17 protein-coding genes and 1 pseudogene are annotated in these 18,152 nt (G+C 65.0%); 8 read left to right on the top strand and 10 right to left on the bottom strand.

Annotation, left to right across the window (positions count from 1 at the left end):
• The 3 genes and pseudogenes from RBR29_RS05280 to RBR29_RS05270 form a co-directional block, all read left to right on the top strand.
• Positions 1–400: pseudogene (locus tag RBR29_RS05280) on the top strand (guanylate kinase); the annotation flags it as partial.
• Positions 401–412: 12 nt separating this feature from the next.
• Positions 413–616 (top strand): DNA-directed RNA polymerase subunit omega, encoded by a 204-nt coding sequence (rpoZ, locus tag RBR29_RS05275; protein WP_320347921.1) that lies wholly within the window; start codon positions 413–415, stop codon positions 614–616.
• Positions 617–632: 16 nt separating this feature from the next.
• The gene (locus tag RBR29_RS05270; protein WP_320347920.1) at positions 633–2,900 is read left to right on the top strand and encodes a bifunctional (p)ppGpp synthetase/guanosine-3',5'-bis(diphosphate) 3'-pyrophosphohydrolase; all 2,268 of its coding nucleotides are present in this window, start codon (positions 633–635) and stop codon (positions 2,898–2,900) included.
• Between the two features lie 258 nt (positions 2,901–3,158).
• Here RBR29_RS05270 and RBR29_RS05265 read toward each other — a convergent pair whose 3' ends face one another.
• Complete coding sequence (locus RBR29_RS05265; protein WP_320347919.1) at positions 3,159–5,117, bottom strand: SurA N-terminal domain-containing protein; 1,959 nt, start codon at positions 5,115–5,117, stop codon at positions 3,159–3,161.
• 165 nt (positions 5,118–5,282) lie between these two features.
• On the opposite strand from RBR29_RS05265, the gene ugpQ reads away from it, so the two are divergent.
• A complete protein-coding gene (gene ugpQ, locus RBR29_RS05260) occupies positions 5,283–6,050 on the top strand; it encodes a glycerophosphodiester phosphodiesterase (RefSeq protein ID WP_320347918.1) in 768 nt (255 codons plus the stop codon).
• Positions 6,051–6,065: 15 nt separating this feature from the next.
• The gene (locus tag RBR29_RS05255; protein WP_320347917.1) at positions 6,066–7,022 is read left to right on the top strand and encodes a 23S rRNA (adenine(2030)-N(6))-methyltransferase RlmJ; all 957 of its coding nucleotides are present in this window, start codon (positions 6,066–6,068) and stop codon (positions 7,020–7,022) included.
• Here RBR29_RS05255 and RBR29_RS05250 read toward each other — a convergent pair.
• Complete coding sequence (locus tag RBR29_RS05250; protein ID WP_320347916.1) at positions 6,995–7,723, bottom strand: pseudouridine synthase; 729 nt, start codon at positions 7,721–7,723, stop codon at positions 6,995–6,997. The two genes, RBR29_RS05255 and RBR29_RS05250, sit on opposite strands and share 28 nt — an antisense overlap.
• 84 nt (positions 7,724–7,807) lie before the next feature.
• Here RBR29_RS05250 and RBR29_RS05245 point away from each other — a divergent pair, with 84 nt between their 5' ends.
• Positions 7,808–8,368 (top strand): chorismate lyase, encoded by a 561-nt coding sequence (locus RBR29_RS05245; protein ID WP_320347915.1) that lies wholly within the window; start codon positions 7,808–7,810, stop codon positions 8,366–8,368.
• Positions 8,369–8,373: 5 nt separating this feature from the next.
• On the opposite strand, the gene RBR29_RS05240 is transcribed toward RBR29_RS05245, so the two are convergent.
• A complete protein-coding gene (locus RBR29_RS05240) occupies positions 8,374–8,712 on the bottom strand; it encodes a P-II family nitrogen regulator (RefSeq protein ID WP_320347914.1) in 339 nt (112 codons plus the stop codon).
• A gap of 109 nt (positions 8,713–8,821) precedes the next feature.
• Between RBR29_RS05240 and argH the strand changes: the two genes are divergently transcribed.
• Positions 8,822–10,255 (top strand): argininosuccinate lyase, encoded by a 1,434-nt coding sequence (argH, locus tag RBR29_RS05235; protein WP_320347913.1) that lies wholly within the window; start codon positions 8,822–8,824, stop codon positions 10,253–10,255.
• Positions 10,256–10,272: 17 nt separating this feature from the next.
• Here argH and RBR29_RS05230 read toward each other — a convergent pair whose 3' ends face one another.
• The 7 genes from RBR29_RS05230 to surE form a co-directional block, all read right to left on the bottom strand.
• The gene (locus RBR29_RS05230; RefSeq protein WP_320347912.1) at positions 10,273–11,556 is read right to left on the bottom strand and encodes a mechanosensitive ion channel family protein; all 1,284 of its coding nucleotides are present in this window, start codon (positions 11,554–11,556) and stop codon (positions 10,273–10,275) included.
• A gap of 79 nt (positions 11,557–11,635) precedes the next feature.
• Positions 11,636–12,850, bottom strand: a complete 1,215-nt coding sequence (locus RBR29_RS05225; protein ID WP_320347911.1) for an MFS transporter — start codon at positions 12,848–12,850, stop codon at positions 11,636–11,638.
• Between the two features lie 9 nt (positions 12,851–12,859).
• A complete protein-coding gene (gene rlmD / locus RBR29_RS05220; RefSeq protein WP_320347922.1) occupies positions 12,860–14,170 on the bottom strand; it encodes a 23S rRNA (uracil(1939)-C(5))-methyltransferase RlmD in 1,311 nt (436 codons plus the stop codon).
• Between the two features lie 4 nt (positions 14,171–14,174).
• Positions 14,175–14,954 carry a 3'-5' exonuclease gene (locus tag RBR29_RS05215; RefSeq protein ID WP_320347910.1) on the bottom strand — a complete coding sequence of 260 codons (780 nt, stop codon included), beginning with the start codon at positions 14,952–14,954 and terminating at the stop codon, positions 14,175–14,177.
• The gene (locus tag RBR29_RS05210; RefSeq protein WP_320347909.1) at positions 14,951–15,793 is read right to left on the bottom strand and encodes a peptidoglycan DD-metalloendopeptidase family protein; all 843 of its coding nucleotides are present in this window, start codon (positions 15,791–15,793) and stop codon (positions 14,951–14,953) included. The genes RBR29_RS05215 and RBR29_RS05210 overlap by 4 nt, the downstream gene beginning before the upstream one ends.
• 13 nt (positions 15,794–15,806) lie before the next feature.
• Positions 15,807–16,628, bottom strand: coding sequence for a protein-L-isoaspartate(D-aspartate) O-methyltransferase (locus RBR29_RS05205; RefSeq protein ID WP_320347908.1), 822 nt, complete (start codon positions 16,626–16,628; stop codon positions 15,807–15,809).
• Positions 16,628–17,371, bottom strand: a complete 744-nt coding sequence (gene surE, locus RBR29_RS05200; protein WP_320347907.1) for a 5'/3'-nucleotidase SurE — start codon at positions 17,369–17,371, stop codon at positions 16,628–16,630. The genes RBR29_RS05205 and surE overlap by 1 nt, the downstream gene beginning before the upstream one ends.
• Positions 17,372–17,501: 130 nt before the next feature.
• Between surE and plsY the strand changes: the two genes are divergently transcribed.
• On the top strand, positions 17,502–18,143 hold the full coding sequence (gene plsY / locus RBR29_RS05195; RefSeq protein ID WP_320347906.1) for a glycerol-3-phosphate 1-O-acyltransferase PlsY: 642 nt from the start codon (positions 17,502–17,504) through the stop codon (positions 18,141–18,143).
• The last annotated feature ends 9 nt before the right edge of the window (positions 18,144–18,152 follow it).

Here is an 18,152-nt window from a genome sequence, read left to right as displayed (position 1 = left end):
CGGCACGCCCCGCGACCGGGTCGATCAGGCCCTGGCCAGCGGCACCGACATCATCCTGGAAATCGATTGGCAGGGTGCGCTTCAGGTGCGCCGCCACTATCCCCAGGCAATCGGCATCTTCATCCTGCCCCCCTCGATCGAGGCTCTGGAAGCCCGCCTGAAAAAACGCGGCCAGGATGCGCCCCAGGTCATCGCCCGGCGACTGCTGGCTGCGGGAAGCGAAATGGCGCATGCCTCGGATTGCGAATATGTTATTATTAATCAAGAATTTAGCCTCGCTTTAGAACAGCTTCGCCAAGTCATCGGGGCCGCACGCCTGCGCTATTGCGCGCAATCCGTCCGGCACGCAGAACTGTTCACCCAGCTGGGCATCCGTAAACCACTGTCAACCGCTTCCTGAACCAGGACACCTATGGCCCGCATCACTGTAGAAGACTGCCTCGAACAAGTCCCCAACCGCTTCGACCTGACCCTGGTCGCGACCTATCGCGCCCGCGAACTGGCCCAGGGACACGAAGCCCGCATCCAGAGCCACAACAAGCCCACGGTCACCGCACTCCGGGAAATCGCCCAGGGTCTGGTCGGCACCGAGATGCTGCGAAAAGTCCCGACTTGATTCCGGAGAACGGGCCATGGCGTTTCCAGGTTTGCGCGGCGCGTCCTCCGGACTGCTTGCCGTCCTGCGCAAGGGCCCCCGCCTGAGGCGGCGCAAGCCGCTCTCGGCCCCCGTTTCACAAACAGATCATTCGACACCCGTCCCAATCGCCTCGCTGGCCGGACTCAACCAGATCATCTCCGGGTACCTGGGGCCGCGCGACATCGAACGGATCCGGGAAGCCTACCGCTTCGCCGACAATGCCCACCTGGGGCAGTTCCGCGCCAGCGGCGAACCCTACATTTCCCACCCCATCGCCGTCACCGAAATCTGCGCGGGCTGGAAACTCGACGCCGATTCCCTGATGGCCGCCCTGCTGCACGACGTGATCGAAGATCAGAACGTCAGCAAGCAGGAACTGGCCGAAAAATTCGGTGTCGAGGTCGCCGAGATCGTCGATGGCCTGACCAAGCTCGAACGCCTGGAATACGCCACCAAGGCCGAACAGCAGGCGGAATCCTTCCGCAAGATGCTGTTGGCCATGGCACGCGATGTGCGCGTGATCCTGATCAAACTGGCCGATCGGCTGCACAATATGCGCACGCTGGATGCGGTCAACCCCGAAAAACGCCGCCGCGTGGCGCGTGAGACCCTCGACATCTACACGCCGATCGCACATCGGCTGGGGCTGAATGCACTGTTCCGCGAACTGCAGGACCGCTGTTTCAAGGCCATTCATCCCAACCGCTACGCCGTCCTGCACAAGGCCATGATGGCCGCGCGCGGCAACCGCCGGGAAGTCATCTCCAAAATCGCCGAAGCCGTGCGTGCCGCGTTGCCCGCCGCCGGCCTGGATGCCGAAGTCAACGGCCGTGAAAAATCGCTCTACGGCATCTACAAAAAAATGGTCGAGCAGAAGAAATCTTTTTCTGACGTGCTCGACATCTACGGTTTTCGCGTCATCGTTCATACCTTGCCCGAATGCTACCTGGCCATGGGCACCCTGCACCAGCTGTACCGTCCCGTGCCCGGCAAATTCAAGGACTACATCGCCATCCCGAAAATCAACGGCTATCAGTCCCTGCACACGACGCTGATCGGGCCCTATGGCACACCGGTCGAATTCCAGTTCCGCACCCGCGACATGGACCACGTCGCCGAAGAAGGCGTCGCGTCCCACTGGCTGTACAAGGAACAGGGCACTTCGCTCAACGATCTGCAGAAACGCACCCACCAATGGCTGCAATCGCTGCTGGACATCCAGAGCCAGACCGGCGATTCGGGGGAATTCCTGGAACACGTCAAGGTCGATCTGTTCCCCGATGCCGTCTACGTATTCACGCCCCAGGGAAAAATCCTGTCGCTGCCGCGTGGCGCCACGCCGGTGGACTTCGCCTACGCCATCCACACAGACGTCGGCAACCACGCGGTGGCCTGCAAGATCAACGGCGAATTCTCGCCGCTGCGAACCGAACTGCGCAGTGGCGATTCCGTCGAAATCATCACGTCAGCCGCCTCGCGCCCCAGCGCCCAGTGGCTGAATTACGTGCGCACCGGCCGCGCACGATCGGAAATCCGCCACTATCTGCGCACCGAACGCTACGAGGAATCCGTGGCCTTCGGTCGCCGCTTGCTGAACCAGGCCTTCGACCAGCTGTCCATCCCCTACCCCAAGGACGATGACCCACAATGGGAACGGCTGGCCAAGGGATCAGGCGGTGCCTCGCGTACCGAAATCCTTGCCGATATCGGCCTGGGGAAACGGTTGGCCGCCGTCGTGGCGCGCCGCTTCGCCCCAGAAAATGCCATGCTGGAAACCACGGCAACGGCGGTAGACGAATTCACATCCGTCACCAGCGCGCCCATCGTGATCCACGGCAACGAGGGCCAGGCAGTTCAATTGGCGCCCTGCTGCGGCCCGCTGCCAGGCGATGCCATCATCGGCGGAATCCGCCTGGGTCACGGGCTGGTGGTCCACATGAGCGACTGCCCGGTGGCAAAACGCCAGCAGGCGCGCGAACCGGAACGCTGGATCCCGGTCATCTGGGACACCACTACCGCCCGACACCTGACCACGCGCCTGGAACTGACCGTACTGAACGAACGCGGCGTGCTGGGCCGCCTGGCTGCGGAAATCACCGAGGCCGACTCCAACATCATCCAACTCACCATGCCCGACGAGGCCGCTGCCACGGCCCTGCTCAGCATCATGGTCCAGGTCGACAGCCGCAAGCACCTGGCCCAGGTCATCCGCGCCATCCGGCACGTCCCCCAAGTCCAAAAAATCGTCCGCGCGAGGGGATGAGATCGGACACAGGACAGTCCCTGCGGACTGTCCTGTGCCGATCGAATCCGAGCGGCTTGCAAGCCGCGAGGTGGAGAGATGCCACAACCGGAATGCCCCGCCGATCGAATCCGAGCGGCTTGCAAGCCGCGAGGTGGAGAGATGCCACAACCGGAATGCCCCGCCGATCGAATCCGAGCGGCTTGCAAGCCGCGAGGTGGAGGGATGTCACAACCGGAATGCCCCGCCACCTCGCCCTGTTTACTGGGCGAAAACCAATCAATTCGATCCGCTGTCGCCCTGCGCGACCAGCTTGCGCCCTTCGTCCGTGACCTTGACGCCCCATTGCTGGCGCAATTCAGCCAGCACGGCCTGCTGTTCCGCTCCGCCCCAGAGCCGGGCCATCTGCTGGCCCAGGCCAGCCAGCGCCGGCGTATCCGTGGAACCAGGCTGCACCTTGTCCACCTGCACAATCGCATAGGCACGCGCCAGCGCCACGCCACCGAAGGCTGGCAGGTGCTTGTCCGCCTCGACCGAGAACGCAGTGTCCAGCACATCCTTGGACAGGCCGGCCGAATCCAGGCGGCTGATCTTCATGGAATCCCCGAAACCCTCGGCTGAAGGCTGGGCCTGCAGCGAAGCCAGCACCTGCTCGCCTTCGGCCACGGCAGCGGCCAAGGCGCGTTCATTGGTCAGTTGCGCACGAATGTGGTCCTTGACCTGCTCCAGTGCCGGCACATGCGCGGGGGTCGCTTCGCGCACGCGCACCACGGCCATGGTGTCGGGCGAGATTTCGATCACACCCGAGTTCTGCTTGTCGGTCAGAACCTGGGAACTGAACAAGGCCTGGCGAACGCGCACATCACCCAGAATGGCCGAGTCAGCGGACACAGCAGCCGCACCCGGGCCGGCCTCATCGGCGCTCAACAGGCGGTCGCGCGCAATCCCGTCAGCCTGGCGGATCTGCAAGCCAAGATCCTTGGCGGCGGGTTCCAGGCTGGACGGATTGTCATAGACCAGACTGGTGAGCTTGGTCGCCATGTCAGCGAACCGCTCGGCAGCCAGTTCCCGGCGCACCTCGTCCTCGACCTTGGAACGCGCCTGTTCAAAGGATTCGCCCTGCTCGGGCTGGACCTGGTCGGCCATGAAGATATGGTAGCCATCCGGCCCCTTGACGGGGTCGGAGATTTCGCCCTGCTTGAGTGCGAACACGGCCTGTTCCATCGCCAGCGGCAAGGTGCCACGCTGGATCCAGCCCAGCAATCCACCATCGCGCGCCGTCCCCGCATCCTGGGATTCCTTGCGAGCCAGATCGGCAAAACCGGAGGGTTCGGCACGGGCGCGGGTGACGAGGCTTTCGGCCTTGGCCAGCGCAGTCTTGGCCACGTCGTCAGAGGCGCCTGCCGGCAGCTTGACCAGGATGTGGCTGACGCTGACACGCGCTGGCACCACATAGCGTGACTTGTTCTGCTCGTAGTAGTCCTTCAGCTGGGCCTCGTCGAGGCTCGGCACGCTGGCCAGCGCGGCGGCCTCGTCGAGCACCAGATAGTCGGCGGACACCTGCTCGGGCAGACGCAATGCGTCCTGGTGCGAGTCATACCAGGCCTGGATGTCCTGGGCCGACACCTGGACCTGCTTGGCATGATCTTCGGCCTTGAAGACCCGCAAGCGGATGGTGCGCTCCTCGGTCAGGGCACGTTTCAGGGTATCGAGCACCGGGGCCGGCAGGCCCGCCGTGTCACGCACCGGACCGAGCACGCGGTCCAGCGCCAGTTCGGCGCGCTGCCCGGCCTCGAAATCGCGCGGCGTCAGGCCGTAGGACGCCAGGACCTCGTGATAACGATCGGGCGAGAACTGGCCATCGACCTGCAGCTGCGGCATGGCAGCGATGGCACGGCGCAAGGCGCCATCGGACACGCTGAAATGGTTCTGCGTTGCCACGGCAATCTGCAGCTTGCGATCGATGAGCTGGTCCAGCAGCGCCTGACGGGCCTGCGGATTGTCCAGCAAGGCGGGATCAAAGCGCCCCTGGCTGCTTTCCTGCATCTGCTGCAGCTGATTGCGCTGGGCCTGGATGAATTCGTCGCGATTGACCGAAGCCCGGCCGATTTCGACCAGGGCCGAATCGGCCGTGACAAAGGAATAACCGCTGATCCCGAAGAACACGAAAGACGGCACGACGAGAATCAGGAGAATCAACTGCATCAGGCGCTGATGCGTACGAATGAAATCGAACATGAACGGCTCACCTGCTGGAGACTGACGGCCCCAGGGCCGCGCGAACGAAATGTTCCGCAGTTTACCATCGTGGCACGCCTCTTCGCCAAGGCAAAAGGCCCGCGCCTGGCGGGAAGCGCCCTGCACTGGCTAAAATGCGGACTGCCCCTTTTCAATGATCACCCCATGCCCCCGACCCATTCTGCCTGGCCCTGGCCGGCCTTCATCGCCCATCGCGGCGGGGGGCACCTGGCCCCCGAAAACACCCTGGCGGCAATCCGCGCCGGTGCCGCCGCTGGATTCGGCATGGTGGAATTCGACGTCAAGCTCAGCGGTGACGGCATGTCTTTTCTGCTGCACGATGACTCCGTGGACCGGACATCGGACGGCCATGGTCTGGCCAGCACGCTGGACTGGCGCGCTCTGGGCCGGATGGACTTCGGCAGCTGGCATGGACCGGATTTTTCTGGCGAGCCAGCGCCATCCCTGTATGCCGTGGCCCGTTATACCCGCGCGCATGGCATCCACAGCAACATCGAGATCAAGCCCACCACGGGCCATGACGCCGAAACCGGCGCCGCCGTGGCCCATGAAGCCGCACGCCTGTGGGCAGGCGCCAGCCTGCCACCGCTGCTGTCATCCTTTTCCGAGACGGCCCTGGAAGCCGCCCGCACCGCCCAGCCCGGGCTGCCCCGCGCCCTGCTCATCGAAGGACCGGTCCCGGCCGACTGGCGGGCCCGGCAGCTGGGCCTGGGCTGCATCGGGCTGAATATCGACACGGAACACGCCGACGAAGCCACAGTGCGCGATATCCTGGACCAGGAGGCCACCCTGGCCGTCTGGACGGTCAACGATCCCGCCCGCGCCCGCACGCTGCTCGACTGGGGTTGCCACGCAATCTTCACTGACGAACTGGACCGCGTCCGGGCCGACGCGCCCGGCCTGTCCCGATAAGCAGACGGGCGCCCCATGTTCAGCTATCGCCACGCCTTTCATGCCGGCAACCACGCCGACGTCCTGAAACACGCCATCCTGGTCCAGATCCTGGATTATTTCAATCGCAAGGACGCGCCCTACTGGGTGATCGACACCCATGCCGGCGCGGGCCTGTATGCCCTGGACGGCGCCTGGGCCGGCCAGAGCGGCGAAGTCGTCGACGGGCTGGATCGACTGCTGGGCGCATCCCGGCCACCGGCGCTGGTGGCGCGCTACCTTCGTGCCGTCCAGGATTTCAACCCCGACGGGGTCGCCAACCACTATCCGGGCTCGCCCGCGCTGGCCCTGCACGCCATGCGCACACGCGACAAGCTGCGGCTGTTCGAACTGCACCCTACCGAAATCGAAGTGCTCGAAGACACGCTGCAGCAACTGGGCAGCTCACGCCGCCAGGTGGCCATCGCCCGCGAGGATGGCTTTGCGGGCTTGAAACGGCTGCTGCCGCCGCCGACGCGGCGCGGCATCATCCTGATCGACCCGTCCTACGAGGACAAGCGGGATTACCGCCACACGCTGCAGGCCGTCCGAGACGGCCTGGAACGCTTCGCGTCCGGCTGCTTTGCCATCTGGTATCCCCTGGTGCAACGCGTCCAGGCGCACGAAATGGCCCGCGCACTGGAACGTTTGCCGGTGGAATGGCTGCATGCCACGCTGACGGTGCGCAAGCCGGCTGCCGATGGCCTGGGCCTGCACGGCAGCGGCATGTTCATCGTCAATCCACCCTGGACGCTGCACGAGGAATTGCGCGCCGCCCTGCCCTGGATGGAAAAAACGCTGGCCCAGGACGAGCACGCCCGGCACTCATTGGAAATCAGCACACCACGCCGCACGGCAGACCAGACTGCTGTGCCCAACAGACCCGCCGCCCGGTCGAACCATCCCGCATCTGGACGGCCCATCACTCAGAAACGTTCACCGTCCCGCAAATAGCGCCATTTCCCCACTGGCAAATCGCCCAGCACGATCCGTCCCATGCGTACGCGCTTCAGGCCGACGACCTTCAGGCCGACCTGTTCGCACATGCGACGAATCTGGCGCTTGCGGCCTTCGCGCAGGATGAAATGCAGCTGGTCCTGGTTCTGCCAGGCGACGCGGGCAGGCCGCAAGGCCTGACCATCCAGCGAAAGGCCGTGGTTCAGCAGGGCCAGCCCGCCTGCCGACAAGCGGCCTTCTACACGCACCAGGTATTCTTTTTCTATCGAGGAATCGTCGCCGATGAGCTGGCGGGCAATGCGCCCGTCCTGGGTCAGGACCAGCAGCCCCTGGGAATCGATGTCCAGCCGTCCGGCAGGCGCCAGCCCACGCAGATGCGCAGGATCAAAGGCCGGCCCATGGCCCGGACGATGCTGGGTATGCGCCTGGATCAGGGATGTGGCCAGGCGATAGCCCTTGCCGGATTGATGTGACACGTAGCCGACCGGCTTGTTCAGGATGATCGTGACCTTGTCGGTCTGGCGACGGGCGGCCTGGCGCTCAAGCGTGATGCGGGCGCTGGGCAGCGCCTTGGATCCCAGTTCACTGACGACCCGACCATCCACGCGCACCCAGCCGCGCTCGATGTAGGCATCGGCTTCGCGCCGCGAACACAGGCCACGCTGGGCCATGAGTTTTGAGATTCGGACCGGTTCCATGGTGCTGCGCATTGTAGCGCCACCCAGACAGCGTCGTGAGCATCGGTCATGCTATCGTGAGCCCCTCTTGCAGAACCGTTAGTCATGACTCCGGACACCGCTTTTCCTCGCCCCTGGCGCCACGCGCCCGCCCCCAGACTGAATCGCCCGATACAGGCCTGGTTACGTCGGCCCGGTGCGCTGACCGCCGGCCTGCGCCGCCTGGGCGAGGTGCAGCTGACGGTGCGCCGCGAGGCCGTCGAGGCCCTGACGTCCGGCTGGGCCGCCGAGGCCAGACTGTCGACGGGAGCCCCGGTCTGGTGGCGCGAGATCCTGATGACCATCGACGGCGTGCCCGCCGTCCAGGCCTGCAGTTTCACCCCCCTGCAGGCCAGCCTGGGGGCCTGGAAGGCCATGCGGGGCCTGGGCCAGCGTCCGCTGGCCGACATCCTGTACCAGGACCCCCGCATTGCGCGCAGCGGGTTTCGTTTCGGTCAATTGCGCACACGCCGTCCCGACGGGACATGGGTCGATACCGCAGCGGGCCAGACGATCCTGGCCCGGCATTCGGTGTTCATACGCCTGGGCCAACCCCTGCTGGTGGCGGAATATTTTCTGCCGTCTTTCTGGACGGTCGTGTCACGGCACCGCAGCAGTCCGGCCTGAAGACGCTACAGCGCCTCGATGCCGGTTTCCCCGGTACGAATGCGCACGGCCTGCTCGACCGGGGAAACAAAGATCTTGCCATCGCCGATCTTGCCCGTGCGCGCGGCACGGATGACGGCCTCGATCACGCCCTCGACCTGGCTGGCTGCCACGACGACATCGATACGGATCTTGGGCAGGAAATCCACCACATATTCTGCCCCGCGGTAAAGTTCGGTATGGCCCTTCTGGCGGCCGAAGCCCTTGACCTCGGTCACGGTCAGGCCGTTGACGCCCAGTTCGGACAAGGCCTCGCGCACTTCGTCGAGCTTGAAGGGTTTGACGATCGCAGTGATCTGCTTCATGTCGGGCTGCGCCATGGTATCGGGGTTCCGCTGAAAAGCTTTTAATATAGCGCAGGCCGAGCCTGCCCGGCTGCGGAGCCGGCACCCCCTCCTTTATAATGCGCCCACTATGTCCAATACCCCGTCCGCACACAATCAGTTCGACAACAAATCACAGGCCTGGTCGGCCCGGTTTTCCGAGCCGGTCTCCGATCTCGTCAAGCGCTACACCGCGTCGGTCGACTTCGACCAGCGCATGGCCGCCTTCGATATCCAGGGTTCGCTGGCCCACGCCGACATGCTGGCCGCCGCAGGCGTCATCAGCGCCTCCGACCTGGCTGATATCCAGCGCGGCATGGCGCAGATCCTGGAAGAAATCCAGGCCGGACGCTTCACCTGGTCGCTGGACCTGGAAGACGTCCATCTCAACATTGAAAAACGCCTGGTCGAACTGATCGGCGACGCGGGCAAACGCCTGCACACGGGCCGGTCACGCAACGACCAGGTCGCCACCGACATCCGCCTGTGGCTGCGCCATGAAATCGATCTGGCGATCGAACTGCTGGGGCTGCTGCGCCACCGGCTGGCTTCCCTGGCCCTGGAACACGCCGACACCATCCTGCCGGGTTTCACTCATCTGCAGGTCGCCCAGCCGGTCACTTTCGGCCACCACCTGCTGGCCTACGCCGAGATGTTCGGCCGCGATGCCGAACGCCTGGCCGACTGCCGCCGGCGCACCAACCGCCTGCCCCTGGGCGCCGCCGCCCTGGCGGGGACGTCCTACCCCATCGACCGCGAACGCGTCGCCCGCACCCTGGGCTTCGACGAAGTCTGCCGCAATTCCCTGGATGCTGTGTCCGACCGCGACTTCGCCATCGAATTCTGTGCGGCCGCCGCGCTCATCATGACGCACATTTCGCGCCTGTCCGAAGAACTGGTCCTGTGGATGAGCCCGCGCGTCGGTTTCATCGATCTGGCCGACCGTTTCTGCACCGGCAGTTCGATCATGCCGCAAAAGAAAAACCCCGACGTGCCAGAACTGGCGCGCGGCAAGACCGGCCGCGTGCACGGCCATCTGGTCGCCTTGCTGACTCTGATGAAGGGCCAGCCCCTGGCCTACAACAAGGACAACCAGGAAGACAAGGAAGGCCTGTTCGATACCGCCGACACCATCCGCGACACGCTGACGATCTTCGCCGACATGATGGGCGGCGTGCGCGTCAAGGCCGACGCCATGCGCGCCGCAGCCCTGCAAGGCTATGCCACTGCCACCGATCTGGCCGACTATCTGGTCAAGCGCGGCGTGCCCTTTCGCGATGCGCACGAAACCGTGGCGCTGGCCGTGCGTTCCTGCGAACAGCGTGGCTGCGACCTGGCCGATCTGTCCCTGGACGAACTGCGCGGCTTTCACGCCGACATCCAGGACGACGTCTTCCAGGTGCTGACCCTGGAAGGTTCGGTCGCAGCGCGCAATCATATCGGCGGGACCGCACCCGCACGCGTGCGCATCGAGGCGCAGCGGATCCTGGACGAATCCGGACACAGGACAGTCTCTGCGAACTGATCTGTGCCTGAAAAATCCTAGCTGCTTGCAGCACCGGCCAGGCGCGCGAACGCATGCCCCGAAGGCGCCTGGTACACCCGCAGCGACAATTCCGGCAGAATGGCCAGTAGATGATCGAACAGGTCGCCCTGAACCCGTTCGTAATCGACCCAGGCCGTCAGGCGCGAAAAACAATAGACCTCTACGGGGATCCCCTGGCTGTCGGGTTCGAGCATGCGCACGATCATGATCATGTCCTGGCGGATGTCCGGATTCTGCTGCAAATAGGCCAACGCATAGGCCCGAAAAGTGCCCAGGTTGGTCAAGCGGCGCCGGTTGGCCGGGATTTCGGCGGCTTCCCGGAGAGCCTGGTTGGTGTCCTCCAGGGCCGACTGCTTGGCCGCCAGATAGTCGCCCAGCAATCGGTAGCGGCGCAGCGCCAGGATCTCGGCATCATCCAGGAACCGGACCGATTCCGCATCGATACGCAAGGTGCGCTTGATGCGCCGCCCGCCCGACTCGAACATCTGGCGCCAGTTGCGATAGCTTTCTGAAAAGAGCTTGTAGGTGGGGATCGTGGTGACGGTCTTGTCCCAGTTCTGCACCTTGACGGTGTGCAGGGCCATGTCGATCACGAAGCCATCGGCGCCTGCCTGGGGCATCTCGATCCAGTCGCCGATACGCAGCATGTCGTTGGTGTTCATTTGCGTGCTGGCCACCAGCGAGAGCAGCGTATCCTTGAATACCAGCAGCAGCACGGCGGACAAGGCACCCAGGCCGGAAATCATCAGCAGGGGCGACTGATTCAGCAGGACGGACACCACCAGCACCAGGCACAGCGCCCAGACGGCCAGTTGCGCGACTTCGAGATACCCCTTGATGGGGCGTCCCCGGCCCTGCTGCACCCGCCGCATGTTGATGTCCTGCCAGGCGCGCAGCAGCCGGGTCAAAGCCAGGAACACATAGATCAGGGCGACCGCCTGGATCAGCCGTTCCAGGGAGGATTCGATCGTGCTGCCAATAGCAAGCAGCCGGATGTTGGCAGCGATCAGCAGCAGGGACACGGCGTGGCCCAGATGGCGATAGACGCCGCGATGCGCCACCGCCTGGCTCCAGTCATCCCGTCCGAGGGCCCGCAAGGCGCGTCCCAGGGCCAAGGCCAGCCCACGCGAAGCCAGCAGACCTGCCAGCCAAACTGTCCCCGCCAGCACCAGCACGCCCACCAGGGCCTGGGCCCAGGCGTCCTGAGGCACCCAGGGCAGGATCCAGGTATCCAGCCAGATTTCCAATGGTGTTCTTGCGGTGTTCAGTGTGGGCGGCATGCGTGCTCGGTCCGGATAGGCAGAAACGAGAGACGTTACTATATCCGATCAGCCCCGGCCCAGCCCTGAACCCGCCGTCTCACACCACCTTGCTGCGCCCCACCGGCACAGCCAGCCCCAGCAAGGCAAGCACGGCAAAGACCGCCCCAAGCAGGAAGGTCGCGGCTGGCCCCCAGACCTGCCACAGCCAGCCGGCCAGGACGCTGGCCAGCAGCATGCATAGCCCGCTGGCCAGATTGAAGATTCCGAAGGCCGTACCTTTCAACCCCACAGGGGTCGTATCTGCCACCATCGCGGCCAGGATCCCTTGACTGAATCCCATGTGCAGCCCCCACAGCGCCGCGCCCGCCAGCAGCGCCAGGACGCCGCCGCCCGTGGCCGCCAGGGCCAGATCCGCCAGCACCAGCAGGATCAGGCCGACCGCCAGTACAGCGGTTCGCGGTACGCGATCCGACAGCCAACCAGCGGGATAAGCCGACAGCGTGAAAAACAACGACATCACGATCAACACGGCAGGCGCCCAAACAGCGCTCAATCCCATATCCTGCCCACGCAGGATCAGAAAGGCCTCGCTGAAGCGGGCCAGTGTGAATACCGCGCCGATCGCCACCACCCGCCAGTAGGCAACGCCAAAGCCGCCGGCCATATTCCAGCGAATGGGCGAACGGAAGCCCCCTGGCCGGGCGATTTCCGGGCGCACCTCGCGCACGCCCCAGAACAGCAGCGCCATGGCGATGACCCCTGGCACCACGGCAAACCACAGCACGTGCCGGATATCCGCAAAAACCCACATCAGCACGACTGCCAGCCCCGGCCCCAGGACCGCGCCCAGGGTGTCCATGGACTGACGCAAACCGAAGGCCGCGCCGCGAATTTCCGGCGGCGTCACGTCGGCAACCAGAGCATCGCGCGGAGCGCCCCGGATGCCCTTGCCGATGCGGTCGATGAAACGTGCGGCGAACACCGTGCCCACTGAATGCGCCAAGGGAAACAGGGGTTTGCTCAGGGCCGCCAGGCCATAGCCCGCCAGCAGCAGGCCCTTGCGTCGGCCCAGGGCATCGCTGATCGCCCCGGAAAACACCTTCACGATCAGCGCGGTGGCCTCGGCCACCCCTTCGATGACGCCCACGGCCAGCACGCTGGCACCCAACCCCGACACCAGAAAAATCGGCAACAGGCTGTGGATCAATTCCGACGAAAGATCCATGAACAGGCTGACCAGGCCCAGCATCCAGACCGTGCGCGGGATGGCGCGTTTTCCATTCGCATCCACCACGACATTCCCATGGCCCATGGATTCCCCTCAGGGTTCGAAGACTGCGATCGACTCGACGTGCGCCGTGTGGGGAAACATATTGACCGCCCCCACGGCCTTCAGGGACCAGCCCCCCACATGGTGCAGTATCCCCGCGTCACGCGCCAGAGTAGCGGGATTGCAGGATACGTACACGACGCGGCGCGGACGTTCATCCGGCGCCAGGGCAGACAGGGCCTGCGCCACGGCCAGCGCGCCTTCGCGTGGGGGATCGATCAGCATGCGATCGCAACGGCCCAGGCCGCGCAGCCAGCCGGCATCGACTTCGAACAGATTAAGTTCGGTGAATTCGGCCCTGTCCTGCAGGCCCTGGCGGGCGGCGTCCTCGCGAGCGCGGGCCACCAGGGTGGCGCTGCCTTCGATACCCACGACCGCACGCCCCTGCATGGCCAGCGGCAGACTGAAATTGCCCAGGCCACAAAACAGGTCTGCCACGCGATCATCGGGCTGGACGTCCAGCAGGCTCAGCGCGCGCGCCACCAACGCCTGGTTGATGTACGGATTGACCTGGGTGAAATCGGTCGGACGGTAGTGCATGCGCAGGCCCTGGGCCGGCAACACATAGGCCAGTGCATCGGCCCGTTCCGGGTCCAGGGGATGGGCCGTCTCCGGCCCCTTGGGCTGCAGCCACCAGTCAATGCCATGGCGCACGCCGAAATCGCGCAGACGATCCAGGTCATCCGGCGTCAGAGGTTCCAGATGGCGCAAGCAGAAAACCGTGGACGCATCACCAACGGCCACCTCGACCTGTGGCATGCGGTCGGGGCGCGACAGCCCACCAATCAGGTCGCGCAGGGGCATCAACAGTGCCGAAACATGCGGTGGCAGCACCAGACAGGTCTGCATATCAGCCACATAGCTGCTGGCGCGTTCGCGGAACCCGACCAGCATGCCGCCTTTTTTGGGCACCAGCCGCACGGACAGGCGGGCGCGATGACGATACCCGAAGGCCGGCCCCTGCACTGCCGGCAGAATCTGCTCGGGCCGGACCTTGCCGATATGCGCCAGAGCGTCCTCCAGCGCGCGCTGCTTGACGGCCATTTGCGCGGCCGGTTCCAGGTGTTGCATGGCGCAGCCCCCGCAGACACCAAAATGTGGGCAGGGGGGCCGGGTGCGCTGCGATGACGGTCGCAGGACGCGTTCGGTCCTGGCCTTGTCGAACGATGGCTTGCGCCGCGTCACGCGGGCCAGCACCCGTTCGCCGGGCAATGCGCCCTCGACGAAGACGACTTTGCCCTCGTGGTGGGCAATGCCCTGGCCTTCGAGATCCAGCGATTCGACGTCCAGGGACAACAGAATGGGTTCAGGCATGAGTCCAGGCGGAGAGAAATTCTTTCCAGTGCGGCGCGTCGATCGCCGCCAGGGTGTCGCGCACCAGCGCGAGTTCGGCGGCATAGGCCGTTGCGTCCAGTTCGCCCTTGATCAGGCGGTAGCGACAATAGACCAGCCAGGTGTTGACCACGTCGGTCTCGCAATAGTTGCGCACGTGATCGCGGTCCCCCGCATGCCAGGCCTGCCAGACCTGACCGCCGTCCATGTCGAGCTTGCCGGGAAACCCGCACAGTTTGGCCAGTTGATCCAGCGGCGCATTGGCACGGCCATTGAATTTGGCCAGCACGTCCATCAGATCGATGTGGCGCGTATGGTAGCGATTCAGGTAATTGTTGAAGCGGAAGTCGCGGTCATCTTCTCCTGTGTCCCAGTAGCGCGGCGCAGCCACGCCGTGGATCAGGCTGCGGTAGTGCAGGACCGGCAAGTCAAAGCCCGAACCGTTCCAGCTGACCAGGGTGGGCGTGTAGTGCCCGATGGTCTTGAAAAAACCCGAGATCAGGACGGATTCCGGGTCGTCGGCCTGCCCCAGGGTGCGCACGCGAAAGCCCTGGTCGTCGCGGAACACGCAACCGATGACGGCGATTTTTTGCAGATGCAAGGGCAGAAAATCATTGCCGTGAGTCTCTCGGCGCTGGGCGAGCGCGGCCTCGATCAGATCGGCATCGGGCAGATCGGCCCACTGCGGATTCAGGCGCCGCAGGCCGTCCGCATCCGGGATCGTTTCCAGATCGAAGACCAGCGTCGGGATCATCGTGCCGGCAGGTAGGACAAGGGATTGACCGGCGTGCCGCGGCGGCGGATTTCGAAATGCAGGCGCGGCGAGGTGGTGTCGCTCTGGCCCAGCGTGGCGATCTTGGCGCCTTTTTTGACGGATTCACCGGTCTTGACCAGCAAGGACTGGTTGTGGGCATATGCCGTGATGAAGCCGTTGCTGTGCCCCAGCAGGATCAGGTTGCCCAGACCGCGCACGCCATTGCCGGCATACATGACCTTGCCCTCGGCTGCGGCCGTCACGGGCGAACCCACCGCGCCTTCGATGTCGATGCCCTTGGTGGTGGCATTGAAGCCCTGGATGATCTTGCCATTGCTGGGCCAGCCCCAGGAAATCAGACCCGCATCGCTGGCACGCGCTGCCGAAGTCTGGACCGGTGCAGGCGTGCTGCTGGCAGCCGGCGGTGTCGTCTTGACCGGCGCAGGCGTGGCAACCGAACCGCCCGCAGGCATCGGGGTGCCACTGTCCAGGCGCAGCACCTGACCAATGGCCAGTTGCGTCGGGTCGCTGATGTTGTTCAGTTGCGCCAAGCGCGAGACTTCCATGCCATGATCCTGGGCGATCTTGTAGAGCGTATCCCCCGCGCGCACCACGTAGGTGCCAGTGGCCGCAGCGCCCGCCGTTGCGGCACTGCTGCTGGAGCGATCCGTGACGGGCGCACGCGCCGAACGCGAGGCGCACCCCGACAGAATGGCCACCGCCAGCAGCACGATCAACAGCAGGGCTGTTCTTGCCTGGGGACGGCCATCAGGCAACAGGCGCCCGGTGCGCAGCGATTGGGTGAACGGAGCATCTGTCACCAGCGTCCCATCGAGCATGTGGTTCTCCTACTTAAGTCTGCGTGCCGGGACGCAGCGGTACGAATCGAACATCGTCGAGCTCGATCCGGTGCCAGGACGACGGGCCGGAGCGCTCGATCAGAATCAGCCTTTGATGCGCCGTGCCTTCCGGGGCGATCAGGCGCGCGCCCACGGCCAGCTGGTGCAGCAAGGCTTCAGGGATTTTAACTCCCGCAGCGGCCACGACAATGCCATCGAACGGCGCACGGTGCTCCAGCCCCTGCATCCCGTCACCGAAAGACAGACGCACCCGTCCCCGGACGCGGCTCTGGGCCAGGTTCAGGCGCGCCTGCTCGTACAGTCCGCGCACCCGTTCGATGGCGTGGATCTCGGGGACGAACTGGGCCAGCACGGCGGCCTGATAGCCGCAGCCCGCGCCGATTTCCAGCACCTTGCCCGGTGTGCGGCCATCGCACATGACCGCCAGCATGTGCGCCACCACCCAGGGCTGGGAAATCGTCTGACCATAGCCGATCGGCAGCGCCGCATCCTCGTACGCCCGGCTGGCCAGACCCTGATCCACGAACAGGTGGCGCGGCACGGCCTGCATGGCCGACAGCACGCGCTCATCGGTAATGCCCTGTTCGCGCAGCCGATGCACCATCTGCAGGCGCAAGCGATCCGAATTCAAGCCCAGATTGGCAGCGGGCGCAGCAGGTGCCCGGGCCGGAGCCTGCGGCAGGGTGAATGGACGCGGCCCGTGGATGCGCGTATTGCTGTTGGCCGCCGAATAGCCAGGCCCCAGCGAAGAACCTGCCGGGACGGCGCGTGTGCTGCGCACAGGCTTGTCCAGCGGATGGCGCGGCTTGTTCATCAGTCCTCCATCCAGCGGGCGATCGCGCTGGTCCTTGCATGATCCGTCAAATCGACACGCAAGGGCGTCATCGACACGGCATGCGCCTCGATAGCACCGAAATCCGTCTCGGCCCCCCCATCCAACGCCCGCCCCGCCGGGCCGATCCAGTATACGGCTTCGCCGTAAGGTGTCGTGCTGCGGATCACGGGTTCGGCCGGATGGCGACGTCCCAGCCGGGTGGCGCGCATGCCGGTCAGATCGCGGTAGGGCACCGCTGGAATGTTGACGTTGAGCAGCATCGGTTCGCCCCAGGGTTGGTCGCGGAACCGCGCCACCAGGTCCTGGGCCACCCGGGCCGCGCAATCCAGGTTGCGCCATTCACGATCCACCAGGGAAAAGGCCATGGACGGCACACCGAACAGATAGCCTTCCATGGCCGCTGCGACTGTCCCCGAATACAGGGTGTCATCGCCCATGTTGGCGCCATTGTTGATCCCTGAAACCAGCAGATCGGGCCTGAAATCCAGCAGGCCAGTCAGCGCCACATGGACGCAATCCGAGGGCGTGCCATTGATGTAGTGAAAGCCGTTGCTCGCCTGGCGCACCGACAAGGGGCGGCGCAGGGTCAGGGAATTGGACGCCGCGCTGCAATTGGTCTCTGGCGCCACCACCGTGATATCGCCCAGAGGCCGCAATGCCGCAACCAGGGCCTCGATCCCTGCCGCGTTGTAGCCATCGTCGTTGGATACCAGGATGCGCATTTTCTTCGTTCCCGCCTGAAACCGGATGGTGCGAATTGTACCCGCGCACCGCCACCAAGGCAGACCCGGGGGTTCCTATAAAATACGGCCCATCTCCCACCCCTGCCGGACATCCCGCCGTTTTCCTGCCATGACCTCTTTCACCTCTGTCCTCGGCGTGGCCGCCGCCTTGCTGACCGGCTACCTGATGGGCTCCATCCCCTTTGCCGTCGTGGTCAGCCGCGCCATGGGCCTGCAGGATCCGCGCAGCTTTGGCTCGGGCAACCCGGGAGCCACCAATGTGCTGCGTGGCGGCAACAAGCTGGCGGCCGTCCTGACCCTGATCGGCGACGCGGCCAAGGGTTGGCTGGCCGTGGCGTTGGCCGCCTGGGCCGCACAACGCGGCCTGCTGCCCTGGGCAGCAATACCGCTGGCTGGCCTGGGAGCCTTTCTGGGGCACCTGTATCCGCTGTTTCTGCGCTTTCGCGGCGGCAAGGGCGTTGCCACCGCCCTGGGCGTGCTGCTGGCCCTGCAACCCTGGCTGGCGCTGGCCACCGCAGCCACCTGGCTGATCGTGGCGCTGGTGACACGCTATTCGTCCCTGGCTGCGATCCTGGCCGCTGTCTTCGCGCCTTTCTACTACATCCTGGGGGACAAGGTCGTCTGGCGCGCCGATGCGCTGACCATCTCCACCATCACGGTCATCGGCGTGCTGCTGCTGGCGCGCCACCGGGAAAACATCGCTCGCTTGCTGGCCGGCAAGGAAAGCAAAATCGGCGCCAAGAAAAAATAAACTGATCGG

It is taken from the genome of Castellaniella sp. (genome assembly GCF_034007085.1).
Classification (GTDB): Bacteria; Pseudomonadota; Gammaproteobacteria; order Burkholderiales; family Burkholderiaceae_B; genus Castellaniella.
Note: the sequence above shows the minus strand (reverse complement) of the source record. Positions and strands in the feature narration are given on the sequence as shown.

Bases quoted from the DNA above. Each gene is read 5' to 3' on its own strand.
- rpoZ (WP_320347921.1), top strand. From the start codon at position 413: ATGGCCCGCATCACTGTAGAAGACTGCCTCGAACAAGTCCCCAACCGC.
- RBR29_RS05270 (WP_320347920.1), top strand. From the start codon at position 633: ATGGCGTTTCCAGGTTTGCGCGGCGCGTCCTCCGGACTGCTTGCCGTC.
- RBR29_RS05265 (WP_320347919.1), bottom strand. From the start codon at position 5,117: ATGTTCGATTTCATTCGTACGCATCAGCGCCTGATGCAGTTGATTCTC.
- ugpQ (WP_320347918.1), top strand. From the start codon at position 5,283: ATGCCCCCGACCCATTCTGCCTGGCCCTGGCCGGCCTTCATCGCCCAT.
- RBR29_RS05255 (WP_320347917.1), top strand. From the start codon at position 6,066: ATGTTCAGCTATCGCCACGCCTTTCATGCCGGCAACCACGCCGACGTC.
- RBR29_RS05250 (WP_320347916.1), bottom strand. From the start codon at position 7,723: ATGGAACCGGTCCGAATCTCAAAACTCATGGCCCAGCGTGGCCTGTGT.
- RBR29_RS05245 (WP_320347915.1), top strand. From the start codon at position 7,808: ATGACTCCGGACACCGCTTTTCCTCGCCCCTGGCGCCACGCGCCCGCC.
- RBR29_RS05240 (WP_320347914.1), bottom strand. From the start codon at position 8,712: ATGAAGCAGATCACTGCGATCGTCAAACCCTTCAAGCTCGACGAAGTG.
- argH (WP_320347913.1), top strand. From the start codon at position 8,822: ATGTCCAATACCCCGTCCGCACACAATCAGTTCGACAACAAATCACAG.
- RBR29_RS05230 (WP_320347912.1), bottom strand. From the start codon at position 11,556: ATGCCGCCCACACTGAACACCGCAAGAACACCATTGGAAATCTGGCTG.
- RBR29_RS05225 (WP_320347911.1), bottom strand. From the start codon at position 12,850: ATGGGCCATGGGAATGTCGTGGTGGATGCGAATGGAAAACGCGCCATC.
- RBR29_RS05215 (WP_320347910.1), bottom strand. From the start codon at position 14,954: ATGATCCCGACGCTGGTCTTCGATCTGGAAACGATCCCGGATGCGGAC.
- RBR29_RS05210 (WP_320347909.1), bottom strand. From the start codon at position 15,793: ATGCTCGATGGGACGCTGGTGACAGATGCTCCGTTCACCCAATCGCTG.
- RBR29_RS05205 (WP_320347908.1), bottom strand. From the start codon at position 16,628: ATGAACAAGCCGCGCCATCCGCTGGACAAGCCTGTGCGCAGCACACGC.
- surE (WP_320347907.1), bottom strand. From the start codon at position 17,371: ATGCGCATCCTGGTATCCAACGACGATGGCTACAACGCGGCAGGGATC.
- plsY (WP_320347906.1), top strand. From the start codon at position 17,502: ATGACCTCTTTCACCTCTGTCCTCGGCGTGGCCGCCGCCTTGCTGACC.